The sequence below is a fragment of the Pseudomonas sp. LAP_36 genome (assembly GCF_019456785.1).
Lineage (GTDB): Bacteria > Pseudomonadota > Gammaproteobacteria > Pseudomonadales > Pseudomonadaceae > Aquipseudomonas > Aquipseudomonas tritici.
Map to the genome: position 1 here is coordinate 888,549 of NZ_JAHZMS010000001.1, position 25,531 is coordinate 914,079.

Here is a 25,531-nt window from a genome sequence, read left to right on the forward strand (position 1 = left end):
GACGACTCATACAGAATCCCGACTATCGCATTGGCGGGTGTGCCTGGCGGATTGGCGTGAACATTGACGAAATCATCAATGTCCCACCAGAGGCCAGCGTTCAATGTGTACTGTTCAGCTTCCATATCGTGGAGATCAGTTGATGATTTACGAAGGTAAAGCCATCACGGTTAAGGCTCTTGAAAGTGGCATCGTCGAATTGAAATTCGACCTCAAGGGTGAGTCCGTCAACAAGTTCAACCGTCTAACCCTGAACGAACTGCGTCAGGCCGTAGACGCCATCAAGGCTGATGCATCGATCAAAGGCGTGATCGTCTCCAGCGGCAAGGACGTGTTCATCGTCGGCGCTGACATCACCGAATTCGTCGACAACTTCAAGCTGCCCGATGCCGAGCTGGTGGCTGGCAACCTCGAAGCCAACAAGATTTTCAGCGATTTCGAAGACCTCAATGTACCGACCGTCGCCGCGATCAATGGCATCGCGTTGGGCGGCGGCCTGGAAATGTGCCTGGCCGCGGACTTCCGCGTCATGTCCGCTACCGCCAAAATCGGCCTGCCTGAAGTCAAACTGGGCATTTACCCAGGTTTCGGCGGCACCGTACGCTTGCCGCGCCTGATCGGTGCCGACAACGCCATCGAGTGGATCGCCGCCGGCAAGGAAAACCGTGCTGAAGACGCGCTGAAAGTCGGTGCCGTCGATGCCGTGGTTGCCCCGGACAAACTGGCCGAAGCCGCACTGAACCTGATCAAGGGCGCCATCAGCGGCGAGTTTGACTACAAGGCCAAGCGTCAGCCGAAGCTGGAAAAACTCAAGCTCAACGCCATCGAACAAATGATGTCGTTCGAAACCGCCAAAGGTTTTGTGGCTGGCCAGGCCGGCCCGAACTACCCGGCGCCGGTTGAAGCGATCAAGACCATCCAGAAAGCCGCGAACTTCGGTCGCGACAAAGCCCTGGAAGTGGAAGCCGCTGGCTTCGTCAAACTGGCGAAAACCTCGGCGGCCCAGAGCCTGATCGGCTTGTTCCTGAACGATCAGGAACTGAAGAAAAAGGCCAAGGCCTACGACGAAATCGCCAAGGACGTGAAACAGGCTGCCGTACTCGGCGCCGGTATCATGGGCGGCGGTATCGCCTATCAATCGGCGTCCAAAGGCACGCCGATCCTGATGAAAGACATCAACGAGCACGGCATCGAGCAAGGCCTGGCGGAAGCCGCCAAGCTGCTGGTCGGCCGCGTGGACAAAGGTCGCATGACCGCAGCGAAGATGGCTGAAGTGCTTAACGGCATTCGTCCTACGCTGTCCTACGGCGATTTCGGCCACGTCGACCTGGTGGTCGAAGCCGTTGTCGAGAACCCGAAGGTCAAGCAAGCGGTACTGGCTGAAGTCGAAGCCCACGTTAAGGACGACACTATCCTGGCGTCGAACACCTCGACTATTTCCATCAGCTTGTTGGCCAAGGCCCTCAAGCGTCCGGAAAACTTCGTCGGCATGCACTTCTTCAACCCGGTGCACATGATGCCGCTGGTCGAAGTGATCCGTGGCGAGAAGTCCAGCGAGCAGGCTGTTGCCACCACCGTTGCCTACGCCAAGAAAATGGGCAAGAACCCGATCGTGGTCAATGACTGCCCGGGCTTCCTGGTCAACCGCGTGCTGTTCCCGTACTTCGGCGGTTTCGCCAAGCTGGTCAGCGCCGGGGTGGACTTTGTGCGCATCGACAAAGTCATGGAAAAATTTGGCTGGCCGATGGGTCCGGCGTACCTGATGGACGTGGTCGGTATCGACACCGGCCACCACGGTCGCGACGTCATGGCTGAAGGCTTCCCGGACCGCATGAAAGACGACCGCCGTTCGGCGATCGACGCGCTCTACGAAGCCAAGCGCCTGGGCCAGAAGAACGGCAAGGGCTTCTACGCCTACGAGGCCGACAAGAAGGGCAAGCAGAAGAAAGTGGCCGACCCGTCGGTGCACGAAGTGCTGGCTCCGGTCATCTACGAACAGCGTGAGGTGTCCGACGAAGACATCATCAACTGGATGATGATCGCCCTGTGCCTGGAAACCGTGCGTTGCCTGGAAGATGGCATCGTCGAAACCGCCGCCGAAGCCGATATGGGCCTGGTGTACGGTATTGGTTTCCCTCCATTCCGTGGTGGTGCGCTGCGTTACATCGACTCGATCGGTGTGGCCGAGTTCGTTGCCCTGGCTGATCAATACGCTGATTTGGGCCCGCTGTACCACCCGACCGCGAAGCTGCGTGAAATGGCCAAAAATGGCCAGAGCTTCTTCGGTTAAGCGCCCAGACGACTAGAGCGAGAATATTTATGAGCTTGAATCCAAGAGACGTGGTGATTGTCGACTTCGGTCGCACGCCGATGGGCCGCTCCAAGGGCGGCATGCACCGCAACACCCGTGCCGAAGACATGTCGGCGCACCTGATCAGTAAATTGCTGGAACGTAACGTCAAGGTTGACCCGAGCGAAGTCGAAGACGTGATCTGGGGCTGCGTCAACCAGACCCTGGAGCAGGGCTGGAACATCGCGCGCATGGCGTCGCTGATGACCCAGATCCCGCACACCGCGGCCGGCCAGACCGTGAGCCGCCTGTGTGGCTCGTCGATGAGCGCGCTGCACACTGCCGCCCAGGCAATCATGACCGGCAACGGTGATGTGTTCGTGGTCGGTGGCGTGGAGCACATGGGCCACGTCAGCATGATGCACGGCGTCGACCCTAACCCGCACATGTCGCTGTACGCAGCAAAAGCCTCGGGCATGATGGGTTTGACTGCGGAAATGCTTGGCAAAATGCACGGCATTACCCGTGAAGCCCAGGACGCGTTCGGCCTGCGCTCCCACCAACTCGCCCACAAGGCGACCGTGGAAGGCAAGTTCAAGGATGAAATCATCCCGATGAACGGCTACGACGAGAACGGTTTCCTGAAATTGTTCGACTACGACGAAACCATTCGTCCGGACACCACCCTGGAAAGCCTGGCGGCCCTCAAGCCTGCCTTCAATCCAAAGGGCGGCACCGTGACAGCCGGTACGTCGTCGCAAATCACCGACGGTGCTTCGTGCATGATCGTGATGTCGGCGCAGCGTGCCCAGGACCTGGGTATCCAGCCGCTGGCGGTGATCCGTTCGATGGCAGTGGCGGGTGTGGACCCGGCGATCATGGGCTATGGTCCAGTACCGGCCACACAAAAAGCCTTGAAGCGCGCGGGCCTGACTATCTCCGATATCGACTTCTTCGAGCTCAATGAAGCTTTCGCCGCACAGGCCCTGCCAGTGCTGAAAGATTTGAAAGTGCTCGACAAGATGAACGAGAAGGTTAACCTGCACGGCGGTGCGATTGCCCTGGGCCACCCATTCGGTTGCTCCGGTGCGCGTATCTCCGGCACTTTGCTTAACGTGATGAAGCAAAATGGCGGCAACCTCGGGGTTGCAACCATGTGCATTGGTCTCGGCCAAGGCATTTCGACCGTCTTCGAACGCGTTTAAGCGTTGGGTTGACGGAAGCCGGGGCCCAGTGCCCCGGTTTTTGTTTTTTGGAATTTTTAATATTTTTTTTCAACACATTTTGTAAGAGGGCCAGAGCATGAAAGTCGAACCAGGGCTCTACCAACATTATAAAGGTCCGCAGTACCGTGTTTTTAACGTGGCACGGCATTCTGAGACTGAAGAAGAAGTGGTGTTTTACCAAGCACTGTATGGCGATTACGGCTTTTGGGTGCGCCCATTGAGCATGTTCCTGGAGAGCGTCGAAGTTGACGGCGAGCAGGTCCCGCGCTTTGCTTTGGTCCAGGCCGAACCGAGTCTTTTTTCCGGGCAATAACGGCAGGTCGCGCAGAATGCTGCGCTTGACCTCATCTTGTTGCCACTATATATAGCGTTGCCGCGACAGGCGCCAACTGCCTTTCTCTTCTCGAATTCAGGAATTTTCCGATCCATGGGCAAATCGCTGGTCATTGTGGAATCCCCGGCTAAGGCCAAGACCATCAACAAGTACTTGGGCAACGAGTACGTGGTGAAGTCGAGTATCGGCCATATCCGAGACCTGCCCACCAGCGGTTCGGCTAGCGCCAGCAAGGAGCCTGCCGCCAAGCGCGGCAAGGCGGCCGCGGGCGAAGGTCCGGTGCTCACGCCTAAAGAGAAAGCGCGCAAGCAGCTGGTCTCGCGCATGGGTGTGGACCCGGATCATGGCTGGAAGGCCAAGTACGAAATCCTTCCGGGCAAGGAAAAGGTCATTGAGGAGCTGCGCCGGCTCGCCAAGGATGCTGACACCATCTATCTCGCGACGGACTTGGACCGCGAAGGGGAAGCCATTGCCTGGCACCTGCGGGAAGCCATCGGCGGTGATGACAGCCGCTACAAGCGCGTGGTGTTCAACGAAATCACCAAGAAAGCCATCCAGGAAGCCTTCTCCAAGCCGGGCGAGCTGGATATCGACCGCGTCAACGCCCAGCAAGCGCGTCGTTTCCTCGACCGCGTCGTGGGTTACATGGTCTCGCCGCTGTTGTGGGCCAAGATCGCCCGTGGCTTGTCCGCTGGCCGTGTGCAATCGGTTGCGGTAAAGCTGGTGGTGGAGCGTGAGCGCGAGATCCGTGCGTTCAACCCCGAAGAGTATTGGGAAGTCCACGCCGACCTCGGCACCGCCAAGGGCGCCAATGTGCGCTTTGAAGTGGCCCGTGAGAAAGGCGAGGCCTTCAAGCCGCTGAACGAAGCCCAGGCCATGGCCGCGCTGGAAAAGCTCAAGGCTTCCAGCTACAGCATCGTCAAGCGTGAAGACAAACCGACCAGCAGCAAGCCGTCGGCACCGTTCATCACCTCCACCCTGCAGCAGGCCGCGAGCAACCGCCTGGGCTTTGGTGTGAAGAAAACCATGATGATGGCCCAGCGTCTGTACGAAGCCGGCTACATCACTTATATGCGTACGGACTCCACCAACCTGTCGCAAGACGCGGTGGCGATGGCGCGTACTTATATTGAAACGGAGTTCGGCAAGAAGTACCTGCCGGAGAAGCCGAACGTCTATAGCAGCAAGGAAGGCGCACAGGAGGCTCACGAAGCGATTCGTCCTTCCGACGCCAACACTGAGCCAAGCAAGCTGAGCGGCATGGAGCGCGACGCTGAGCGCCTCTACGAGCTGATCTGGCGCCAGTTCCTGGCGTGCCAGATGCTGCCGGCGCAATACCTGTCCACCACCGTGAGCGTGGGCGCTGGTGACTTCGAGCTGCGTGCCAAGGGGCGTATCCTCAAGTTCGACGGCTATACCCGTGTAATGCCGCAGATCGCCAAGCCTGGCGATGACGATGTGCTGCCGGATATGGCTCAGGGCGATACGCTGAAGCTGATCAAGCTCGACCCGTCCCAGCACTTCACCAAGCCGCCGGCGCGTTATTCGGAAGCCAGCCTGGTGAAAGAGATGGAGAAGCGCGGTATCGGTCGTCCTTCGACCTATGCAGCGATCATCTCGACCATCCAGGACCGTGGCTACGTTGCGCTGCATAACCGTCGTTTCTACTCGGAAAAGATGGGCGATATCGTCACTGAGCGCCTGTCCGAGAGCTTCTCGAACCTCATGGACTATGGCTTCACTGCCGGCATGGAAGAGAACCTCGATGACGTGGCCCAGGGCGAGCGCGACTGGAAAAATGTGCTGGACGAGTTTTACGGCGACTTCAAGAAGAAGCTTGAAGTAGCAGAAAGCCCTGAGAGCGGCATGCGCGCCAACCAGCCGGTGATGACCGACATCCCGTGCCTGACCTGCGGCCGCCCGATGCAAATTCGTACGGCGTCCACCGGCGTGTTCCTCGGTTGCTCGGGCTACAGCCTGCCGCCGAAAGAACGCTGCAAGGCCACCGTTAACCTGGTACCAGGTGATGAAATCGCGGCCGACGATGAGGGTGAATCCGAGTCGTTGGTACTGCGTGGCAAGCACCGTTGCCCGATCTGCAGCACGGCGATGGATGCCTACCTGCTGGACGAAAAGCACAAGCTGCACATCTGCGGTAACAACCCGGATTGCAACGGCTACGAGATCGAAGAGGGCACTTACCGCATCAAGGGCTACGAGGGTCCGAGCCTGGAATGCGACAAGTGCGGCAGCGAGATGCAGCTCAAGACCGGCCGTTTCGGCAAGTTCTTCGGTTGCACCAACCCGACCTGTAAGAACACCCGCAAACTGCTGAAAAGCGGTGACGCGGCGCCGCCGAAGATGGACCCGGTGAAGATGCCTGAGCTCAAGTGCGAGAAGGTCAACGACACCTACATCCTGCGTGACGGCGCTTCGGGGCTGTTCCTGGCTGCCAGCCAGTTCCCGAAAAACCGCGAGACCCGTGCGCCGCTGGTGCTGGAGATCGTGCCGCACAAGGATGAGATCGATCCTAAGTACCACTTCCTGTGTGAAGCGCCGAAGAAGGACCCGGATGGTCGCCCAGCCGTGATCCGCTACAGCCGCAAGACCAAGGAGCAGTATGTGCAGTCTGAAGTGGACGGCAAGCCTACCGGCTGGAAAGCGTTCTACGACGGCGGCAAGTGGAAGGTCGAAGACAAGCGCCAGGGCGCTTGATCGACTGATCCGCTAAATACCAAGGCCGCCTGCACAGGCGGCCTTTTTTTGCGCTTGCAGTGCGCTCGGCTGATCCGTAACACTGTTAAGCCAGCATCACGCTTATTCGTTGTGGAGACTGCCGCATGGCCAACGAACTCTATACCCGTACCAATCAGAAAATTTACTTTGCGGGTTTGTCCCTGGAAGCCCTTGGCCGCGCCGAGGAAGGGAAGGAGATGAATGCCATTGCGCTCGTTCAGGCGGGGCGTGAAGCCGCGTTGTTCCACCTGTACGGTGCCTTGTTGGGTCTGTGCCATGAAATCGCCGGGTTTTACCGTCTGCCCCAGGCCGGTTCGCCGCGCGCAGAAATGATCATTAACCGCGACGTGCTCGACACAATGGCGATTCCTGAACTGGCTGAGCTGGTGGAAATGGCGCAAAGCCCCGACAGCTGGATCGCGCGTTTGCTCAAGGCGCATGCCGACATGTTCCAGCCGCCGCGTGTTCCCCACGTGCCCAAGGGTGACGTGACCCAGCCGCTGATCGTGGCAGTGGCGGTTGAAGACGACGAACCCAAGCCGTTGAGCCGGGAAGAGTTGGAAGGCTGGCGCCAGGAGCTGAAAAAACTGGCGCTGCGCTATCGCGAAGGCCTGAACGAGTGCTGAGAGGACGTTGCTGAAGTATGCCGATCAAAATATGGGAGCGTTGAACCGCCGTTCCCACATTCGAATCGAGTCAGCTGCGCACCGTTCATCAAGCCGTAAAGAAACCTGTCCAGATCGTCAGCGGGGTTGGGTGGATGACTGATATAATTCCCGTCTTTCGTGGAGAACAGACTTTTATGCCGACGTCCTTTCTGGAAATTGTTGAGTTGCCTGACGGCCGAATCGAGCTGCGCCGGGCTGAGGACGAAGGTTCTCTGGTTATTCTGGATTTTTCCGAGGACGCCAAGGTGTTCCTGCAGGGCCAGCATGTGGAAGTGGCTAAAGCCATGTTGAGCGTGGGTGTACAGATGGCAGGTCGCTTGGCTGAAGGTGAACCGGAGAAAGAAGATGGGCCGCGGGTGCTTCACTGAGTTGTAGTGAGCGGGCTTGTCGAATCGTCGCACCGCCCGCGCCGGGCTGCGAAGCGGCCCTAACTAGATTGATGCGGTACATCAGGCAAACCACGATGCCTGGTTTTGGGACTGCTTCGCAGCCCAGCCCAGCCCAGCCCAGCGCGAGCAGGCTCGCTCGCCACAGTAAGCTCGATCTCCACAGGCCAGGCCTGTGGTTTTATCCCAGTCGAATATTCAAGCTCTGCGCATCGCCAACGCGTGCCGCACTGATCAACTGTTGCTTGGCGGTAGCGTTCAACGGATTCAACCAGCTCACCACCGTATGGCTACGGCCCAGGCGCAAGGCTTCGCAGGTCAACTGCTGGGCACTTTGCGCACCGCGCGGTTGCAGTAACAGGATGCGCTCGCGGTTGAGGCCGGCGTCCCGCAACCAGGCCTGGGTCAGGCTGGCCGGCGGAGCGATCAGCGTCAGCCAGCGGGCATCCTGCTCTTCGCTCAATTCGCGCAGGATCGGCGCCAGCAGGCTCAGGCAACTCCCCGCCGCACCGCGCAACGACAATTCACTGAACGCCTCAGGCTCTGCGCTCCAAGGCGCCTCGACCGTTTCCTTGAGGATGGGCGCAAGGGGTTGGGCCATGAAGGCCTCGAACAGCGACAGTTGTGTGTGTTGTGGGGTGTGAATGAGCTGCATGATGCCTCCTTTAGCGGCGAATGACGCCGACGCTCAAGCCTTCAATCACCAGGTCCTGATCTTTCAGGTTCACTTCAATCGGGGCGAACTCAGGGTTCTCGGCCAGGAGCCAGACCTTGCTGCCTTCGCGCTTGAAGCGTTTGACGGTGACTTCATCGCCGATACGGGCGACGACGATCTGGCCATTACGGGCTTCGCGGGTGGTGTGAACGGCCAGCAGATCGCCGTCGAAGATGCCCACGTCCTTCATGCTCATGCCATGGACCCGCAACAGGTAATCGGCGCGAGGATGGAAGAAGGTCGGGTTGATGTTGCAGGATTCCTCGACGTGCTGCTGCGCCAGGATTGGCGCGCCGGCGGCGACGCGACCGATGATCGGCAGGGTCGATTCGTCGGCCTTGGCTTCGAAGCCAGGGATACGAATACCGCGCGAGGCACCGGGGGTCATCTCGATCGCGCCTTTGCGAGCGAGGGCCTTAAGGTGTTCTTCGGCGGCGTTGGGGGACTTGAACCCCAGTTCCAGCGCAATTTCCGCTCGTGTCGGCGGGTAGCCGTTGTCATCGAGGCAGCGCTTGATAAAAGCCAGAATCTCAGCTTGGCGTGGCGTCAGTTTTAGCATGTTGATCGCTCTGTCTTTTTATACAGTGACTGGGATTATATACAGTGGACTGCGCTTGGCAATCATCCTTTTCTATCACTCCGCTGGACGGTCATCGGACATGCTTCCTACAAAGCAGAGATAGCGCTGCCTACAGACCGATAGGGATGTGATTAAATAGCGATGAAAGACATGACTGCCCGGCCGGAAAGCGAACCCGCAGGCTTGACAAGACACAATCTGAAACGTATGTTTCAAACAAGTGTTTGTCAGGCGGAGTAGCCATGGCCCAGTCGGAAACCGTTGAACGCATTCTCGATGCTGCCGAGCAATTGTTCGCGGAAAAAGGATTTGCTGAAACTTCATTGCGGCTGATTACCAGCAAGGCTGGGGTCAACCTCGCTGCAGTGAATTACCATTTCGGCTCGAAAAAGGCCCTGATCCAGGCGGTGTTCTCACGCTTCCTGGGGCCGTTCTGCGCCAGCCTCGACCGTGAGCTGGAGCGCCGCCAGGCCAAGGCTGATCACAAGCCTACCCTCGAAGACCTGCTGGAAATCCTGGTTGAACAAGCCCTGGTGGTTCAACCGCGCAGCGGCAACGACCTGTCGATCTTCATGCGGCTGCTGGGCCTGGCGTTCAGCCAGAGCCAGGGTCACTTGCGGCGTTATCTGGAAGACATGTACGGCAAGGTATTTCGTCGCTATATGTTGCTGGTCAACGAGGCCGCCCCGCGCATTCCGCCCATCGAACTGTTCTGGCGCGTGCACTTCATGCTCGGTGCCGCAGCGTTCAGCATGTCCGGGATCAAGGCATTGCGGGCTATTGCCGAGACCGATTTCGGCGTCAACACCTCCATCGAACAGGTCATGCGCCTGATGGTGCCATTTCTCGCTGCCGGCATGCGTGCCGAAACCGGCGTGACCGACCCGACCATGGCCGCCGCCCAATTGCGTCCGCGCAGTAAAACCACGCCGGCTGTCGCCAAGGTTTGACCGCCCCGGGTGTGCGAGGCCGCTTGCATCCGCTAAGCTAGCCGCCATGCCGATTTCAGCTATTTATTCGCAACCCGTTGTGCTCAACGCGCCATTCGCGCCGCGTGAGGGCAACGGGTTGCGCGCGTTATTTAAGGAAGGTTTATGACTGCTGCCCTGCAAGGTTCTTTGATGGTCGACGTTGCCGGTACCTGGCTGACGGCCGAGGACCGCCACCTGCTGCGCCAGCCTGAAGTGGGCGGCCTGATCATTTTCGCGCGCAATATCGAGCATCCGCGCCAGATGCGTGAATTGAGCGCGGCAATTCGTGCCGTGCGCCCGGATCTGCTGCTGGCAGTCGATCAGGAAGGCGGTCGTGTACAGCGCCTGCGCCAGGGTTTTGTGCGCCTGCCGGCCATGCGTGCGTTGGCGGATAACCCGAATGCCGAGTACCTGGCCGAGCAGTGCGGCTGGGTCATGGCGACTGAAGTACTGGCCGTGGGCCTGGACCTGAGCTTCGCCCCGGTGCTCGACCTGGACTACCAACGCAGCGCCGTCGTCGGCACCCGTTCCTTCGAAGGCGACCCCGAGCGCGCCGCCGTGCTGGCCGGTGCCTTTATCCGTGGCATGAACAGCGCCGGCATGGCTGCCACAGGCAAACACTTCCCGGGCCACGGTTGGGCTGAGGCCGATTCACACGTGGCGATTCCCAATGACGAACGTAGCCTGGAAGAGATTCGCGCGAATGACCTGGTGCCGTTCGCGCGCCTGAGCACGCAGTTGGCGGCGGTGATGCCGGCGCATGTTATTTACCCGCAGGTTGACGCTCAGCCAGCTGGCTTTTCGCGTCGATGGTTGCAGGATATTTTGCGCGGTGAATTGCAGTTCGATGGGGTGATTTTCAGCGATGACCTGTCGATGGCCGGTGCACATGTGGTCGGTGACGCGGCCAGCCGGATTGAAGCCGCGTTGACGGCTGGTTGTGATATGGGGCTGGTGTGCAATGATCGGGCGGCGGCTGAGTTGGCACTGACCGCTGCTCAGCGAATGAAGGTCACCCCATCGGCGCGCATTGCGCGGATGCGGGGCCAGGCGATTGCTTCGACGGATTACAAGCAGGATCCGCGGTGGTTGGCGGCGCTTACCGCGTTGCGGGATGCTCAGTTGGTCGGCTGAAAACCGCGTCGCGGCTATCGCAGGCAAGCCAGCTCCCACATGGGAATGCGTTCCAAGGTGGGAGCTGGCTTGCCTGCGATAGCGGTCTAACCGTCAACGCTTCTCTTGCTTATGCGGCAACGGCGCAAACAACGCTTCAATATCCTCATTGCCCAACTGCCAATCCCCGGTCGTGCGCCCATCCAGCACACCCGCCGCCAAGTCTGACTTTTCCTTCTGCAAGTGCTGGATTTTTTCCTCCACCGTACCCCGCGCAATCATCTTGTAGACGAACACCGGCTTCTCCTGCCCGATCCGGTACGCCCGGTCAGTCGCCTGATTCTCCGTAGCCGGGTTCCACCAAGGGTCGTAGTGGATCACCGTGTCGGCTTCGGTCAGATTCAGGCCTACACCGCCGGCCTTCAGGCTGATCAGAAAAATCTGCAGCTTGCCACTCTGGAAGTCCTTTACCGGCGTACGCCGATCGCGGGTCTGGCCGGTCAATAGCGCGTAGGCCACGCCACGCTTTTTAAGCTCCACTTCGATCAGGCTCAGCATCGAGGTGAACTGGGAGAACAGCAAAATTCGCCGCCCTTCGGCAAACAGTTCTTCGAGCATGTCCATCAAGCTATCGAGCTTGCCCGAGCTGCTGCCCCGTGCGGGCAGGGCGGCGTCGTTGACCAAGCGCAAATCGCAGCACACCTGACGTAACTTCAGCAGCGCTTCAAGAATGATGATCTGGCTGCGCGCCACGCCCTTGCGTGTAATCTCGTCGCGCACCTTCTTGTCCATGGCCAGGCGCATGGTTTCGTACACATCGCGCTGCGCCTCGTTGAGGTCGACCCAGTGGATGATCTCGGTCTTGGGTGGCAACTCCGTGGCCACCTGTTCCTTGGTGCGGCGCAGCAGGAAGGGTTTGATCCGACCGTTGAGGTGCTGCAATCGCACTTCGCTGGCGCGCTTTTCGATGGGCACGCGGTAATCGCGGTTGAAACTTTTTACATCGCCCAGCCAGCCCGGCAACAGGAAGTGGAACAGCGACCACAGTTCACCCAGGTGGTTTTCCAGCGGTGTACCACTCAGGCACAAGCGCTGCCGCGCATTCAGCTCACGCGCCGCCTGGGCGGCTTTGCTATTAGGGTTCTTGATGTACTGCGCTTCATCGAGGATCAGCACATGCAAGGGCAAGGCCGCGAGCTGGTCGATGTCCTTGGGCAGCAGGGCGTAGGTGGTCAGCAGCAGGTCATAGTCCTGCAGGTTGGCGAAGTGTTTCTTGCGCGTTGCGCCATACAACGCCAGCACCTTGAGCTGAGGCGTGAAGTGCGCCGCTTCATCAAGCCAGTTGGGAATCAGGCTGGTGGGCATCACCACCATGCACGGCCGGTCCAGGCGCCCGGCGGCTTTCTCGGTGAGAATATGCGCCAGCGTCTGCAGGGTTTTGCCCAGGCCCATGTCATCCGCAAGTATGCCGCCGACATCGAGCTGACGCAGCGACTGCATCCAGCTCAAGCCTTCCAATTGATAAGGCCGCAAGGTCGCGTTCAACCCTTCGGGCGCCACGCAGGTGAAATCCTTGATGTCCCGCAGGCGTTGGGCGAAGTTGCGGATCTTTTCGCCACCTTCCCATTGCAGCGGCAGGTCTTCCAGCGGGTTCAGGCGAATCGCATCGGCCTTGGCCAGGCGCAGCGTGGTGCTGCCGGCTTCCTGCAGGTAGAACTCGCCGAGGGTGGCCAGCACGGGTTTAAGCCGGCCGTAAGGCAGGGCCACTTGCAGCGGACCATGGCCATTGGGCAAGCCGGGAATGTTCACCAGGATCAGCTCATTATCGCGGCGTCGCGCGAGTTTTTCCGGATTCAGGATCTCGGTGTGTGAGCGCATCAGGTTCAGCAGGATCGGCAGCAGGCTCAGCCGTTCGCCATTGACGATAATCCCCAGCTCCAGGTCGAACCAGTCACGTTCCGGCCCTTCATCGACGGTGGCGTACCAATCATCGACGGCGCTCAGGTCGAAACCGAAATCTTCTTCGATCTGCAGCTCCCAACCCTCGGCCCGCAAGGTCGGCGAGGCATTGAGGGTGAAGTTCAGCCAGGCGCTGTCATTGACCAGTTCGAATAGCTCACCGGCGCTTTCCGGCAGGGCTTTGCTCTGACGCGTGGCGATCTTGAAACCCAAGAGCCGCAATTGCTCGCGGTACGGTTGCTCCCGCTCCGGATGCCGCTTGATGCGCAGGCTCTGGGTGTCCTGGCGCACGATGATGTCGGCGTTTTTTTGCCCGCTGACATAGTTACCCAAGTAGTTGAACGACAACGCCGCGCGGTGCTGGATGTAGCGCTGCATCTTGCCGTTGCGCGGTTCAAATGCACTGAACTCGACACTGGCCAGCCACAAGCGCGGCACGGGCAGCACGTCCTCCATCACCACCTGCGGCAACGCCACGCGGTTATCCAGTACGGATTGGAGCTTTTCCAGCAACTCGGCATCCTGGGCCGCAGCCGGGTAGGCCAGGGTTTCCTGAACCTTGAGCAGCACCGCCGCGATGTGTTTGCAGTTGGTGTGCACCGGGCAGGTACAGCGGCTGTCCACCAGGATCAGCGTGCCCTTGGCCGATTCGCGCAGTGAGATGGTCTGCCGATAAACGTTGCCGCCCGAGCCTTCGCAACTGGCGACGATGGTGCTGTCGCCGGACTCGACGATGCGCACCCGGTTCTCCAGGGCATAACGTCGCCCGCGCTCCAGGCTCTGCTCTTTGAAGCGATTGGCCCACGAAGGGGCCAGGGGTTTAGTCAGCGACGACGTCAGGGGCATGGCGCTGGATCAGTCCTGGATGTCAGGCGGTGGTGCGCTGGGTGGTTTGGCGGTCAGCGAGGTGATCTTGATCAGCAGCGCCAGATGGCCGCCATCCAGGTAGTTGAGTTGGTTGTTCTTGGTGCGCACGTCGGTCTGGCTCAAGTGTTCGCTGGCGATCACGCTGCCGTTGCTGTCGAACTGGTTGATCCAGAAGTTCGCATCGATATCGGTAAACCGGCCCAGTTGCAGGCTCAATACGCCTTCGATAGGAAACTGACCGAACTGCTCCTGGCCGTCGGAAATGGCGACTTTGACCGGCTGCTCGCCCAGGTTCTGTTCCCACGCCTTGTGTAACAGCACCGTGTAGGTGGAGTCAGCGCGCAGCTTATCGACAATGTTGGACAGCCGCGGCGGGCTCAGTTTATCGCCCAGGCGCGCTGCGCCGGCATCCCAGTTTTCCGGCGCGGCGCGGCTGTTGAGCACCGGCTCCGCGTTCTGGCGCACCAGGATCATTTCCACCTGGTACGGGCTGTCGGCGAATGCCGCAGGTGCCACTACCACCAACAACAAGCTCAAAATGCGGAACAAGCGCATTGGGGCGTCCTTCAAGCAGATTTCGGGATGAGGCGCTCGAACAACGCCTCCAGTGTATTAAAGCGTTCTTCAGCGCGTTCCATCGGCACCATGAACTTGAACAGCGTAGCCCCTTCGAACTTGTAGCGGTTGGGCTGGCCCTGAATCAACTTGATCAGCACCAACGGGTCAACCGGCGTCTGCGCTTCAAATTCGATGCGCCCGCCTTGCGGCCCGGCGTCGACTTTCTTGATGCCCAACTGCTCGGCCTGCAATTTGAGCAAGGTCAGGCGCACCAGGTTCTTGGTCGGTTCCGGCAGCAGGCCGAAGCGGTCGATCATCTCCACCTGCAGGTCCTTGAGGCCTTCTTCGTCGGTGGCCGAGGCGATGCGTTTGTACAGGATCAACCGCGCATGCACGTCCGGCAGATAGTCTTCGGGAATCAACGCCGGCAAGCGCAGGTTGATTTCCGGACCGCCGCCCAGCGGTTGATCGAGGTTCGGTTGCTCGCCCTTGCGGATGGCTTTCACCGCGCGCTCAAGCATCTCCATATACAGGGTGAAGCCCACCGCCTGGATCTGCCCGCTCTGGCCGTCGCCCAGCAGTTCGCCGGCGCCACGGATTTCCAGGTCGTTGGTGGCCAGTACAAAACCGGCGCCCAGGTCCTGAGTGTTGGCGATGGCTTCCAGGCGCTTTTCCGCGTCGGAAGTGATCTGCTGACGCGGCGGCGTGAGCAAATAGGCATACGCCTGGTGGTGACTGCGACCCACCCGGCCGCGCAGTTGGTGCAACTGCGCCAGGCCGAATTTGTCGGCGCGCTCGATGATGATGGTGTTAGCGCTCGGCACGTCGATACCGGTCTCGATGATGGTCGAGGCGATCAGCACGTTGAAGCGCTTGTGGTAGAAGTCGCTCATCACCTGTTCGAGTTCGCGTTCGCGCATCTGCCCGTGGCCGATGGCGATGCGCGCTTCCGGTACCAATTCGGCGAGGTCGGCAGCGCATTTCTCGATGGTCTTCACATCGTTGTGCAAGTAGTAAACCTGCCCGCCGCGCAGCAATTCCCGTAGCAGTGCTTCCTTGACCGTGCTTTTGTTCTGCTCCATCACAAAGGTGCGTACCGACAAGCGCCGCGCCGGTGGCGTGGCGATGATCGACAGGTCGCGCATGCCCGACACCGCCATGTTCAGCGTGCGCGGAATCGGCGTGGCGGTGAGGGTGAGGATGTCGACTTCGCTGCGCAGGGCCTTGAGTTGTTCCTTCTGACGTACCCCAAAACGGTGTTCTTCGTCGATGATCACCAGGCCGAGGTTCTTGATCTTCACATCGTCCGACAACAGCTTGTGGGTGCCGATCACGATGTCGATCTTGCCTTCCGCCAGGTCAGCGATGGCGGCATTCACTTCCTTGGCCGACTTGAAGCGGCTCATCACTTCCACGGTCACCGGCCAGTCGGCAAAGCGGTCGCGGAAGCTGTTGTAGTGCTGCTGGGCGAGCAGGGTGGTCGGTACCAGGATCGCCACCTGGCGGCCGCCGTGCACGGCGATGAAGGCGGCGCGCATCGCCACTTCGGTCTTGCCGAAGCCCACGTCGCCACACACCAGGCGGTCCATCGGCTTGGGCGCGAGCATGTCGGCGCGCACGGCTTCGATGGTGGTTTGCTGGTCCGGGGTTTCTTCGAAAGCAAAGCCGGCGCTGAAGGTGGCGTAGTCGGCTTTCGGGTCGGCGAACGCGTAACCTTCGCGCGCAGCACGGCGGGCATAGATGTCGAGCAGTTCGGCGGCGACGTCGCGCACTTGCTCGGCGGCCTTGCGCTTGGCTTTCTGCCAGGTCTCGGAACCCAGGCGATGCAACGGCGCCAGGGCGTCGTCGCTGCCGGTGTAACGGGCGATCAAATGCAGGCTGGCCACCGGCACGTAGAGCTTGGCGCCCTCGGCGTATTCCATGGTGAGGAATTCGGCAGCCTGGTTGTCGATTTCCAGGGTTTGCAGGCCGAGGTAGCGGCCGACGCCGTGGTCGATATGCACCACCGGCGCGCCTTCGCGCAACTCGGTGAGGTTTTTGATCACCGCGTCGTTGTTGGCGTCGGCGCGTTTTTCGCGGCGTCGACGTTGCATCACGCGCTGGCCGAACAGCGGGCTCTCGGCGATCAGCGCCAGGGCCGGGTCGTCCAGCAACAGGCCTTCGTCCAGCGGTGCGATGGTGATCGCCAGGCGTTCTTTGCTTTTTAAAAAGTCCGGCCAGCTGTCGACGGTTTTCGGTCGCAGCTTCAGGCGTTCCAACAGCTCCAGCAGGACTTCCCGACGCCCGGCGGACTCTGCGGTAAACAGCACGCGGCCTGGGAAGTCGCCCAGGAAGTTGGACAGCGCTTCCAGCGGTTGTGTGGCTTTGGCCTGGATCGCCAGATCCGGCAGCGTCCCCGCCGGGAAGCGCTCGCGGCCGCTGCCGGCGTCCACATCCTGTTGGCTGGCGACCACGCGGGGCCAGTTTTTAAGACGGGCAAAGCAGTCTTCCACCGGCAGGAACAGCTCGGCGGGCGGCAATAAAGGCCGGGACGGATCAACGCGGCGCTCTTCATAGCGGTTACGCACGTCGTTCCAGAAGTTTTCCGCTGCTTGCTCGATACCCGGCAGCGAGAACACTTGGGTGTCCTGTGGCAGGTAGTCGAACAAGGTAGACGTTTCGTCGAAGAACAGCGGCAGGTAGTACTCGATACCCGCGGGTGTAATCCCGCTGCTCAAGTCCTGAAAGATCGGGCAACGACGGAAATCGACGTCGAAGCGCTCGCGGAAGCGCGCCTTGAAGCGCGTGACCGCATCTTTCTGTAATGGAAATTCCCGCGCCGGCAGCAGCTTGATCGACTCGACTTTGTCGATGGAACGCTGGTTTTCCGGATCGAAGGTGCGCAGGGTCTCGATTTCGTCATCGAACAGGTCGATGCGATAGGGCAGTTTGCTGCCCATCGGGAACAGGTCGATCAGCGCACCGCGCACCGCAAACTCACCGTGCTCGTACACCGTGTCGACGCAGCGGTAGCCGCTGGCCTCCAGGCGCGTGCGCATCTGTTCCACATCGAGCTTCTGGCCGATATCCAGGACCAGGCTGCTGCCCAGCAGGAACTTGGTCGGTGCCAGGCGATGCAGTGCCGTGGTGATCGGCACCACCAGCACACCGTGGGCCAGTTCCGGCAAGCGGTACAGGCTGGCGATGCGCTGCGAGATGATGTCCTGATGCGGCGAGAACAGGTCGTAGGGCAGGGTTTCCCAATCGGGAAAATGCAGCACCGGCAAATCGGGGGCGAAGAAGCTCAGCTCCTGCTCCAACCGTTCGGCACTTTGGCTGTCGGCGGTGAGCAGCAGGGTAAAGCGCTTGGCTGCGCTGGCAGCCTCGGCGATGGCCAGGCTCAGGGCGGCACCGGGCAGGTTGCCCCAGTGCTGTTTACCTGCCGCGGCAGGGAGAAGCGGTAGACGCAGAACGGGCACGGAAGGTTGAGCTCCAAGCGTTGCGACAAAGTCGGTAATTGTAACGGCCAGAGGTGCCGCCTGTCAGTTTCTGACTGAGCCTATTACGGTTTGTAGGAAATGTAGTGGCTAAGACAAACAATGGCGTGTTTTGACTCAATATGTAGTGCCGAAATGCGCGATTGTTTTGGAGTGTTACGGACAAGTCGGCGTTGTTGCCCATCGGTCGGCCTTCTGGAACCCGCGTATTTACTGGGCTCCAGCGGGGTGGCTTTTTTGCGCAAGGCTTTTTTGTTGTAGGACGCGCATTGCTCCGAGGACAGTCGGGCGGCATAATGTAGCCCCTTTTTTCAGCCCCTACATGTGGAAGGTTACCGTGACTCAGAAGCCCGACCAGTGTCTTGGTGAATGGATCGACCGTGAAGCACTCGCAGAAGCGATGATCCCGCTAATCGGTCAGCTGTACCGCAATAACAATGTGGTGAGCTCGATCTATGGCCGCAGCCTGATCAACCAGTCTGTCATCGCGATTCTCAAAGCCCACCGCTTTGCGCGTCACCGTTCCGCCGACGACAGCGAACTCTCCGTCCACGAAACATTCCCACTGCTCAAGGCCATGAGCGAGCTCAAGCTCGGCGCGGCTTCGGTAGACCTGGGCAAGCTGGCCTATAAATTCCGCAAAGAAGGCGCTGGCCGTACCGCCGAGCAGTTCGTGCGTGAAGAAATGGCCGATGTGGTTGGCCAGCAGAACGCCGCCGCCCGCAAAGGCACCGACGTTGTGCTGTACGGCTTCGGTCGTATCGGCCGCCTGCTGGCGCGCATCCTGATCGAAAAAACCGGTGGTGGCGACGGCCTGCGCCTGCGTGCCATCGTGGTGCGCAAAGGCGCCGAGAACGACCTGACCAAACGCGCCAGCCTGCTGCGCCGCGACTCGGTACACGGTTCGTTCAACGGCACCATCACCATCGACGAAGAAAACAACACGATCACCGCCAACGGTAACCTGATCCAGGTGATCTACGCGAAAAACCCGTCCGAGGTGGATTACACCCAGTACGGCATCAAGGACGCCCTGCTGGTGGACAACACCGGCGTATGGCGTGACGCCGAAGGCCTGGGCCAGCACCTGGCCTGCCCAGGTATCGACCGCGTTGTCCTGACTGCGCCTGGCAAGGGCAAGCTGAAGAACATCGTTCACGGCATCAACCACGCTGAAATCACGGCTGACGACAAGATCGTGTCCGCCGCTTCCTGCACCACCAACGCCATCGTGCCGGTGCTGAAGGCGGTGAATGACAAGTTCGGTATCGTCAATGGCCACGTTGAGACGGTTCACTCGTACACCAACGACCAGAACCTGATCGACAACTTCCACAAGGGCGATCGCCGTGGGCGTAGCGCCGCGTTGAACATGGTGATCACCGAGACCGGTGCTGCCACTGCTGCTGCCAAGGCCCTGCCTGAGCTGGCCGGCAAGCTGACCGGTAACGCGATCCGCGTGCCGACGCCTAACGTGTCGATGGCGATTCTCAACCTGAACCTTGAGAAAGCCGCTACCCGTGAAGAGATGAACGAGTACCTGCGCTACATGGCGCTGCACTCCGATCTGCATAAGCAAATCGACTACGTCAACTCGCAGGAAGTGGTCTCCACTGACTTCGTTGGCTCGCGCCACGCCGGTGTGGTGGATGCTGAGGCGACCATTACCCAGGACAACCGCGTTGTACTGTACGTCTGGTACGACAACGAGTTCGGTTACAGCTGCCAGGTGGTTCGCGTGATGGAAGATATGGCTGGGGTCAACCCGCCTGCGTTTCCGCGCTAAGCATTAGCGGTCAGTGAAAGAGCCCCGACTGGTTCGGGGCTTTTTTGTGGCTGGGTTTTGTGTTGTCTGCAAAGGTCTCATCGCAGCATAGGTATCTACATCTCGTGAGCGAGCCCAGTACGTAGCAGCTGTCGAGCCCCGGCGAGGCTGCGTCAGCGGTGTGTCAGACAGGCCGCCAACGCAGCCTCGCCGGGGCTCGACAGCTGCTACGCACTCCTCCCTCAATTCAGCAATTTGCTGCGCAACTCTTCGGACAACCCCTCGGGCGCCAACCAGATCCCGAGGTAGGCCCTCGCCAGCGCGTCATCGCGACTGTTGAACACCACTTGCCCATTGATCTCGAGGTTCAAGCCACGCCCTGGTCGATAATCCAGGGCATATCGATCACCGGCTTGAATGTTACGAAAGCGGGCATGCAGTTTTTCCAGCTCGGGCTTCAAGCTCGCGCTGGCTTGCTGGCGTTCCAGGGTCGTATTGGCCGCCTTGATCACATCATTACGGTCGATGTCGCGAAAGTAATACAGGGTCAGGCGCAGCGCCTTTTTCTGCTCCCAGGCCTGTTTGGCGCTCACGTCCGAAGGGGTATACAGCGCGGCCGCGTACACGTCCGCCCAGAGGTAGGTGAGCACAGCCTGGTTTTTCAGGGTCAGTTCCTGTGACTGTGTCGGGAAGTTGGCCTGCTTTAGCCGATCCGCCTCATTGGCGTGTGCTGTGATCGACAGCATCAGTAATAAACAGAAAACTATATGCCGCATAATGGCCCGTCCCGAAAAGATGCGTGGCTACAGGGTAATTCATTTTCCGGCAGCGGCAGCGGCAGGGTTCAGGGATAATCTGCGCTGTGTAGTAAAGGCATTACTGGCCTACGACGCGACCAAGGGTTAATGTGCGCGGCGTTACGCCTTATATAGACTGTGCCCCGGTTCACACACTTGAGCCAAATTGTCCTTCATGACCGCTGGCCGCGGCATGATTTAGCCCGGCGTCCAACCGTACGCCTGGCCTGTTCTGAGGAGTACGCATGGCTGTCTACAACTACGACGTGGTGGTACTGGGTTCCGGCCCAGCTGGAGAAGGTGCGGCGATGAACGCCGCGAAGGCAGGGCGCAAGGTGGCGATGGTCGATAGCCGTCGCCAGGTCGGCGGTAACTGCACCCACCTGGGCACCATCCCGTCCAAGGCCTTGCGTCACTCGGTGCGCCAGATCATGCAGTTCAACACCAACCCGATGTTCCGGGCCATTGGTGAGCCGCGCTGGTTCTCGTTCCCAGACGTGCTGAAAAGCGCCGAGAAAGTCATCTCCAAGCAGGTTGCTTCGCGTACGGGCTACTACGCCCGTAACCGTGTCGACCTGTTCTTCGGCACCGGCAGCTTCGCCGACGAGCAAACCGTCGAAGTGGTCTGCCCCAACGGCGTGGTCGAGAAGCTGGTGGCCAAGCACATCATCATCGCCACCGGTTCACGCCCGTATCGCCCGGCGGATATCGATTTCCACCACCCGCGTATCTACGATAGCGACACCATCCTGAGCCTGGGTCACACCCCGCGCAAACTGATCATCTACGGCGCCGGCGTGATCGGCTGTGAATACGCCTCGATCTTCAGCGGCCTGGGTGTGCTGGTGGAACTGGTCGACAACCGCGACCAGTTGCTGAGCTTCCTCGACTCGGAAATTTCCCAGGCGTTGAGCTACCACTTCAGCAACAACAACATCACCGTGCGCCATAACGAAGAGTATGAGCGGGTCGAAGGACTGGATAACGGTGTGATCCTGCACCTCAAGTCCGGCAAGAAGATCAAGGCCGACGCTTTGCTGTGGTGCAACGGCCGTACAGGCAACACCGACAAGCTCGGCATGGAAAACATCGGGGTCAAGGTCAACAGCCGTGGCCAGATCGAGGTGGACGAAAACTACCGCACCTGCGTGACCAACATCTACGGCGCCGGTGACGTGATCGGCTGGCCGAGCCTGGCCAGTGCAGCGCATGACCAGGGCCGTTCTGCCGCCGGCAGCATCGTCGACAATGGCAGCTGGCGCTACGTGAATGACGTGCCGACCGGGATCTACACGATTCCCGAGATCAGCTCGATCGGCAAGAACGAGCACGAACTGACCAAGGCCAAGGTGCCTTACGAAGTGGGCAAGGCGTTCTTCAAGAGCATGGCGCGTGCGCAGATCGCCGGTGAGCCGCAAGGCATGCTGAAGATCCTGTTCCACCGTGAAACCCTGGAAGTGCTCGGCGTGCACTGCTTCGGCTACCAGGCGTCGGAGATCGTGCACATCGGCCAGGCGATCATGAGCCAGCCGGGTGAACTCAATACCCTCAAGTATTTCGTCAACACCACGTTCAACTACCCGACCATGGCTGAAGCCTATCGGGTAGCTGCTTACGACGGCCTCAACCGGCTTTTTTGAGCGGCTCCGGCCGGTGGCCTGAGCCGGCCGGGGAGACCGATTTCAGTAATTCCCGAGGGTGGCAGTGGCCAAACCGGGAAAGTCTGTAATCAGGCTATCTACGCCGAAGTCGGCGAGCCTGCGCATCAGCGCAGGTTCGTTGACTGTCCACACGGACACGTGCAAACCCTGGCGCTGGGCTTTTTCCAGACGCTCAGGGGTGCACAACGTCCAGTTCAACGCCAGATACTCACAACCGTAGTTTTGCGCGACCTTCAGCGGGTCGAGCCAGGCGTATTCGGCCACCAGGCCGCGTGACAGGTCGGGGGTGAGGTCAACCGCTGCTTTCAACACTTCCCGTGAACTTGAAGTGACGGTGACTTTGTCCATCAGGCCAAAGCGCACGGCCATCTCGCGGATCGCCAGTACCGTGGTGGCGGCGCGGGTGCGCGAGGCGCTTTTGACTTCCAGTTGCCAGTGATCGAAGTCGCACTTTTCGAACAGCTCCTCCAGGCGCGGGATCGGGCACGGCTGAATCCAGCCCGGGCCGCCTTTGCGCGCATCCATCTTCATCAGGTCCGCCGCCGAATACTCGACGACCTTGCCACGCCGGTCGGCGGTGCGTTTGAGGGTCGGGTCGTGGATGACCATCAACTCGCCGTCCATGGACAGGTGCAAGTCCAGTTCGCAACGGCGTACGCCGTGCTTGAGGCACTCCTGAAAGCTGGTGAGGGTGTTTTCCGGTGCTTCGCCTTTGGCACCGCGATGGCCGTAGATCAGGGTCACAGTTGCTCCTTCGCGCCAGGATGACTGGCGTAGTGAATACAAATTCAGATGTCGTCGCTTTGTTCCCGCGCCAGGCGCCGTTCCTGGGCCTGTTTCTGCAGGATGTAGCGCGCCAGCAGTTGGCGTTGGGCATCGGTCATGGATTCGAATTCCGTGCCGACGTCAAAGCCATCGCCTTTGGGATCGCAATGGGTGACCCGCGCGCGCAGCAGCAAGCCGAGCGCCTGGGGCATCAGCACCAGTTTGACCGCGAGGTGTGCGCCAGTCGCCAGGGGAGTGGGGTGTTGGAAGTCGATACCGCCTTCGGAAATGATCACCGGTTGCGGTGCGCCGACCTCATCCAGCAGGCCGCGCGCCATGATCTGGCTGAGCAGGTCCACGCGTTTGTTCTGCACGCGGAGGAAGGCGGCGAGGGTGCGATCCTTCTCGCTGAGTTGACGCAACAGGTGCTGGGCTTCGAATTCACTCAGGTGCAACTCGCTGAGCAGGTTGAACAGTGGCGAATCATCCAGCAACACTTCCTTGCTCGCCGCTTCGGGGGCGGACAGGCTTTTGATTTGGAGTGCGATCATGTCGTCGATACGGTAGTATTCGCGGCGCTCTTCTTCATCTAATGTCGACATGGCGAACCCCAGGTAACGGTAATGGTCTGAGTGTAAAGCTGCTTACCAGACCCCGCCACCGGGACGTCTTCTTTTCCTCCGAACAAGCCCCGACATGTTCAGACCTCTCTTCGTATTTATCGGCACGCGTTATACCCGTGCAAAGCGTCGCAATCATTTTGTGTCGTTCATTTCCCTGACCTCGATGATCGGGCTCGCCTTGGGCGTGGTCGTGATGATCGTGGTGCTTTCGGTGATGAACGGCTTCGATCATGAGATGCGCACCCGCGTGCTGGGCATGGTGCCCCACGCGACCATTGAGGGCGATGCGCCCATCAGTGACTGGCAAAGCCTGGCCGACAAGGTCAAGCAGAACCCCAAGGTACTGGCCGTTGCGCCGTTTACCCAGATGCAGGGGTTGCTGACCAACGACGGCAAGGTGCAGAAGATCCTGCTCAATGCCATCGATCCGACCCAGGAACGCAACGTCTCGATCATCGACAAGTTCATGCTGCAGGGCAAACTCGATGACTTGGCGCCGGGCAGCTTTGGCATCGTGATCGGCGACAAGGCAGCGGCCAAGCTCGGCGTGGGCCTCGGCGACAAGCTGACCTTCGTCGCGCCGGAAGTCACCGTGACCCCGGCCGGCATGTTTCCGCGCATGAAGCGCTTTACCGTGGTGGGCACCTTCCACGTGGGTGCCGGCGAGATCGACGGCTACCTCGGCCTGACCAACCTCACCGACCTGGCTCGCCTGCATCGCTGGCAGCCGGACCAGGTGCAGGGCTTGCGCCTGAAGTTCAACGACCTGTTCGACGCGCCGCGCGGTGCCTGGGAAATCGCCCAGCATTTGGGTGAGAGCCAATACTACGCCCGCGACTGGACCCGTACCCACGGCAACCTGTACCAGGCCATCCGCATGGAAAAAGCCATGATCGGCCTGCTGTTGCTGCTGATCGTCGCCGTGGCGGCCTTCAATATCATCTCCACGCTGGTGATGGTGGTGAATGACAAGAAGGGCGATATCGCCATCCTGCGCACGCTTGGCGCCACGCCGGGGCAGATCATGGCGATCTTCATGGTGCAAGGCACGGTGATTGGCGTGGTCGGCACCTTGATCGGCACCGCCGTCGGGATTCTGGCTGCGTTGAATGTGAGCGCTGCCATTGCCGCACTGGAAAACGTGCTCGGCCACAAGTTTCTCAACGCTGACGTCTACTTCATCGACTACTTGCCGTCCCAGGTGCAGACCCAGGACGTGTTGATGGTGGGCGGCGCTGCGTTGGTCCTGAGTTTCCTTGCCACCCTGTATCCAGCCTGGCGCGCGGCACGTACCCAGCCAGCACAGGCCTTACGTTATGAGTGAATCGGGCATGAGTGAAAAAGCAATCCTGAGCTGCCGGAACCTGGGCAAATCCTACGAGGAGGGCCCGGAATCGGTAGTCGTGTTGTCCAACCTGCAACTTGAGCTGCACCCCGGCGAGCGCGTGGCGATCGTCGGCAGTTCGGGTTCCGGCAAAAGTACCTTGTTGAACCTGCTGGGCGGGCTCGATACGCCGTCCCAGGGCAGCGTGTGGCTGGCCGGCGAAGAGTTGTCGGCCCTCGGTGAAAAGGCCCGTGGGCAACTGCGCAACCGTTCGCTCGGTTTTGTGTACCAGTTCCACCACCTGTTGCCGGAATTCACTGCGCTGGAAAACGTGTGCATGCCGCTGCTGATCGGCAAGACCGCGATCCCGGAAGCCCGCCAGCGCGCCAAGGCCTTGCTGGAGCGCGTCGGCCTCGGCCATCGCCTGGAGCACAAACCGGCCGAACTGTCCGGCGGCGAGCGCCAGCGTGTGGCGATTGCCCGTGCCCTGGTGAACAACCCGGGCCTGGTGATGCTCGACGAGCCCACCGGCAACCTCGACTCCCACACCGCTCAGGGCATCAAGGACTTGATGCTGGAACTGAGCACCCAGATGCGCACCGCGTTCCTGGTGGTGACCCATGACATGAGCATGGCCCGGCAGATGGACCGCGTGTTGCACCTGCAGGAAGGTCATCTGGTCGCCATCTGACCCGTTTCAAGCCCGGCGCCTTAAGC

At 60.2% G+C, this 25,531-nt stretch carries 20 protein-coding genes; 12 read left to right on the plus strand and 8 right to left on the minus strand.

Annotated features, from left to right (window positions below):
* Nucleotides 1–142: 142 nt before the first annotated feature.
* From fadB to JBO08_RS04210, 6 genes are all read left to right on the plus strand, one after another.
* Nucleotides 143–2,290, plus strand: a complete 2,148-nt coding sequence (fadB, locus tag JBO08_RS04185) for a fatty acid oxidation complex subunit alpha FadB (protein ID WP_065874834.1) — start codon at nt 143–145, stop codon at nt 2,288–2,290.
* A gap of 29 nt (nt 2,291–2,319) precedes the next feature.
* Nucleotides 2,320–3,495 carry an acetyl-CoA C-acyltransferase FadA gene (gene fadA / locus JBO08_RS04190; RefSeq protein WP_065874835.1) on the plus strand — a complete coding sequence of 392 codons (1,176 nt, stop codon included), beginning with the start codon at nt 2,320–2,322 and terminating at the stop codon, nt 3,493–3,495.
* A gap of 97 nt (nt 3,496–3,592) precedes the next feature.
* Nucleotides 3,593–3,829: a DUF1653 domain-containing protein gene (locus JBO08_RS04195; RefSeq protein WP_010563748.1), complete on the plus strand. Its 237-nt coding sequence runs from the start codon at nt 3,593–3,595 to the stop codon at nt 3,827–3,829.
* A gap of 114 nt (nt 3,830–3,943) precedes the next feature.
* On the plus strand, nt 3,944–6,565 hold the full coding sequence (gene topA / locus JBO08_RS04200) for a type I DNA topoisomerase (RefSeq protein WP_065874836.1): 2,622 nt from the start codon (nt 3,944–3,946) through the stop codon (nt 6,563–6,565).
* A gap of 125 nt (nt 6,566–6,690) precedes the next feature.
* Nucleotides 6,691–7,212, plus strand: a complete 522-nt coding sequence (locus JBO08_RS04205) for a DUF6586 family protein (RefSeq protein WP_065874837.1) — start codon at nt 6,691–6,693, stop codon at nt 7,210–7,212.
* A gap of 176 nt (nt 7,213–7,388) precedes the next feature.
* Nucleotides 7,389–7,622, plus strand: a complete 234-nt coding sequence (locus JBO08_RS04210) for a hypothetical protein (protein WP_010212068.1) — start codon at nt 7,389–7,391, stop codon at nt 7,620–7,622.
* A gap of 199 nt (nt 7,623–7,821) precedes the next feature.
* On the opposite strand, the gene sulA is transcribed toward JBO08_RS04210, so the two are convergent.
* Together sulA and lexA are read right to left on the minus strand one after the other, a co-directional pair.
* Complete coding sequence (gene sulA, locus JBO08_RS04215; RefSeq protein WP_065874838.1) at nt 7,822–8,295, minus strand: SOS-induced cell division inhibitor SulA; 474 nt, start codon at nt 8,293–8,295, stop codon at nt 7,822–7,824.
* Nucleotides 8,296–8,305: 10 nt separating this feature from the next.
* Nucleotides 8,306–8,914 carry a transcriptional repressor LexA gene (gene lexA, locus JBO08_RS04220; protein WP_003172575.1) on the minus strand — a complete coding sequence of 203 codons (609 nt, stop codon included), beginning with the start codon at nt 8,912–8,914 and terminating at the stop codon, nt 8,306–8,308.
* Nucleotides 8,915–9,177: 263 nt separating this feature from the next.
* Here lexA and JBO08_RS04225 point away from each other — a divergent pair, with 263 nt between their 5' ends.
* Together JBO08_RS04225 and nagZ are read left to right on the plus strand one after the other, a co-directional pair.
* Entirely contained in the window at nt 9,178–9,885 is a 708-nt protein-coding gene (locus tag JBO08_RS04225; protein WP_065874839.1) for a TetR/AcrR family transcriptional regulator, read from the plus strand.
* Nucleotides 9,886–10,029: 144 nt separating this feature from the next.
* Nucleotides 10,030–11,040: a beta-N-acetylhexosaminidase gene (nagZ, locus tag JBO08_RS04230; protein ID WP_220074511.1), complete on the plus strand. Its 1,011-nt coding sequence runs from the start codon at nt 10,030–10,032 to the stop codon at nt 11,038–11,040.
* 93 nt (nt 11,041–11,133) lie between these two features.
* On the opposite strand, the gene JBO08_RS04235 is transcribed toward nagZ, so the two are convergent.
* The 3 genes from JBO08_RS04235 to mfd are packed head-to-tail and all read right to left on the minus strand — an operon-like array spanning nt 11,134 to nt 17,861.
* The gene (locus JBO08_RS04235) at nt 11,134–13,824 is read right to left on the minus strand and encodes a DEAD/DEAH box helicase (protein ID WP_065889483.1); all 2,691 of its coding nucleotides are present in this window, start codon (nt 13,822–13,824) and stop codon (nt 11,134–11,136) included.
* 9 nt (nt 13,825–13,833) lie between these two features.
* Nucleotides 13,834–14,400: a CsiV family protein gene (locus JBO08_RS04240; RefSeq protein WP_065874842.1), complete on the minus strand. Its 567-nt coding sequence runs from the start codon at nt 14,398–14,400 to the stop codon at nt 13,834–13,836.
* An 11-nt stretch (nt 14,401–14,411) separates the two neighbouring features.
* Complete coding sequence (gene mfd, locus JBO08_RS04245) at nt 14,412–17,861, minus strand: transcription-repair coupling factor (protein ID WP_065874843.1); 3,450 nt, start codon at nt 17,859–17,861, stop codon at nt 14,412–14,414.
* A gap of 340 nt (nt 17,862–18,201) precedes the next feature.
* Here mfd and JBO08_RS04250 point away from each other — a divergent pair, with 340 nt between their 5' ends.
* Nucleotides 18,202–19,665 (plus strand): glyceraldehyde-3-phosphate dehydrogenase, encoded by a 1,464-nt coding sequence (locus tag JBO08_RS04250; protein ID WP_065874844.1) that lies wholly within the window; start codon nt 18,202–18,204, stop codon nt 19,663–19,665.
* Between the two features lie 221 nt (nt 19,666–19,886).
* On the opposite strand, the gene JBO08_RS04255 is transcribed toward JBO08_RS04250, so the two are convergent.
* Entirely contained in the window at nt 19,887–20,420 is a 534-nt protein-coding gene (locus JBO08_RS04255; protein ID WP_065874845.1) for a chalcone isomerase family protein, read from the minus strand.
* A 266-nt stretch (nt 20,421–20,686) separates the two neighbouring features.
* Here JBO08_RS04255 and sthA point away from each other — a divergent pair, with 266 nt between their 5' ends.
* Nucleotides 20,687–22,081, plus strand: a complete 1,395-nt coding sequence (gene sthA, locus JBO08_RS04260) for a Si-specific NAD(P)(+) transhydrogenase (RefSeq protein WP_220074510.1) — start codon at nt 20,687–20,689, stop codon at nt 22,079–22,081.
* A 42-nt stretch (nt 22,082–22,123) separates the two neighbouring features.
* Here the strand turns inward: sthA and JBO08_RS04265 are convergent, their stop codons facing one another.
* Both JBO08_RS04265 and JBO08_RS04270 read right to left on the minus strand, forming a co-directional pair.
* Nucleotides 22,124–22,846 carry a glycerophosphodiester phosphodiesterase gene (locus JBO08_RS04265; RefSeq protein WP_065889485.1) on the minus strand — a complete coding sequence of 241 codons (723 nt, stop codon included), beginning with the start codon at nt 22,844–22,846 and terminating at the stop codon, nt 22,124–22,126.
* A gap of 44 nt (nt 22,847–22,890) precedes the next feature.
* Nucleotides 22,891–23,469: a PilZ domain-containing protein gene (locus JBO08_RS04270; RefSeq protein ID WP_065889487.1), complete on the minus strand. Its 579-nt coding sequence runs from the start codon at nt 23,467–23,469 to the stop codon at nt 22,891–22,893.
* Between the two features lie 94 nt (nt 23,470–23,563).
* Here JBO08_RS04270 and JBO08_RS04275 point away from each other — a divergent pair, with 94 nt between their 5' ends.
* The gene (locus JBO08_RS04275) at nt 23,564–24,814 is read left to right on the plus strand and encodes a lipoprotein-releasing ABC transporter permease subunit (protein WP_065882187.1); all 1,251 of its coding nucleotides are present in this window, start codon (nt 23,564–23,566) and stop codon (nt 24,812–24,814) included.
* Nucleotides 24,815–24,821: 7 nt separating this feature from the next.
* Nucleotides 24,822–25,505: a lipoprotein-releasing ABC transporter ATP-binding protein LolD gene (gene lolD / locus JBO08_RS04280; protein WP_017477213.1), complete on the plus strand. Its 684-nt coding sequence runs from the start codon at nt 24,822–24,824 to the stop codon at nt 25,503–25,505.
* Nucleotides 25,506–25,531 lie beyond the last annotated feature (26 nt).

Excerpts from the sequence above, each read along its gene's own strand:
- fadB (WP_065874834.1), top strand. The coding sequence starts at position 143 with ATGATTTACGAAGGTAAAGCCATCACGGTTAAGGCTCTTGAAAGTGGC.
- fadA (WP_065874835.1), top strand. The coding sequence starts at position 2,320 with ATGAGCTTGAATCCAAGAGACGTGGTGATTGTCGACTTCGGTCGCACG.
- JBO08_RS04195 (WP_010563748.1), top strand. The coding sequence starts at position 3,593 with ATGAAAGTCGAACCAGGGCTCTACCAACATTATAAAGGTCCGCAGTAC.
- topA (WP_065874836.1), top strand. The coding sequence starts at position 3,944 with ATGGGCAAATCGCTGGTCATTGTGGAATCCCCGGCTAAGGCCAAGACC.
- JBO08_RS04205 (WP_065874837.1), top strand. The coding sequence starts at position 6,691 with ATGGCCAACGAACTCTATACCCGTACCAATCAGAAAATTTACTTTGCG.
- JBO08_RS04210 (WP_010212068.1), top strand. The coding sequence starts at position 7,389 with ATGCCGACGTCCTTTCTGGAAATTGTTGAGTTGCCTGACGGCCGAATC.
- sulA (WP_065874838.1), bottom strand. The coding sequence starts at position 8,295 with ATGCAGCTCATTCACACCCCACAACACACACAACTGTCGCTGTTCGAG.
- lexA (WP_003172575.1), bottom strand. The coding sequence starts at position 8,914 with ATGCTAAAACTGACGCCACGCCAAGCTGAGATTCTGGCTTTTATCAAG.
- JBO08_RS04225 (WP_065874839.1), top strand. The coding sequence starts at position 9,178 with ATGGCCCAGTCGGAAACCGTTGAACGCATTCTCGATGCTGCCGAGCAA.
- nagZ (WP_220074511.1), top strand. The coding sequence starts at position 10,030 with ATGACTGCTGCCCTGCAAGGTTCTTTGATGGTCGACGTTGCCGGTACC.
- JBO08_RS04235 (WP_065889483.1), bottom strand. The coding sequence starts at position 13,824 with ATGCCCCTGACGTCGTCGCTGACTAAACCCCTGGCCCCTTCGTGGGCC.
- JBO08_RS04240 (WP_065874842.1), bottom strand. The coding sequence starts at position 14,400 with ATGCGCTTGTTCCGCATTTTGAGCTTGTTGTTGGTGGTAGTGGCACCT.
- JBO08_RS04250 (WP_065874844.1), top strand. The coding sequence starts at position 18,202 with ATGTGGAAGGTTACCGTGACTCAGAAGCCCGACCAGTGTCTTGGTGAA.
- JBO08_RS04255 (WP_065874845.1), bottom strand. The coding sequence starts at position 20,420 with ATGCGGCATATAGTTTTCTGTTTATTACTGATGCTGTCGATCACAGCA.
- sthA (WP_220074510.1), top strand. The coding sequence starts at position 20,687 with ATGGCTGTCTACAACTACGACGTGGTGGTACTGGGTTCCGGCCCAGCT.
- JBO08_RS04270 (WP_065889487.1), bottom strand. The coding sequence starts at position 23,469 with ATGTCGACATTAGATGAAGAAGAGCGCCGCGAATACTACCGTATCGAC.
- JBO08_RS04275 (WP_065882187.1), top strand. The coding sequence starts at position 23,564 with ATGTTCAGACCTCTCTTCGTATTTATCGGCACGCGTTATACCCGTGCA.
- lolD (WP_017477213.1), top strand. The coding sequence starts at position 24,822 with ATGAGTGAAAAAGCAATCCTGAGCTGCCGGAACCTGGGCAAATCCTAC.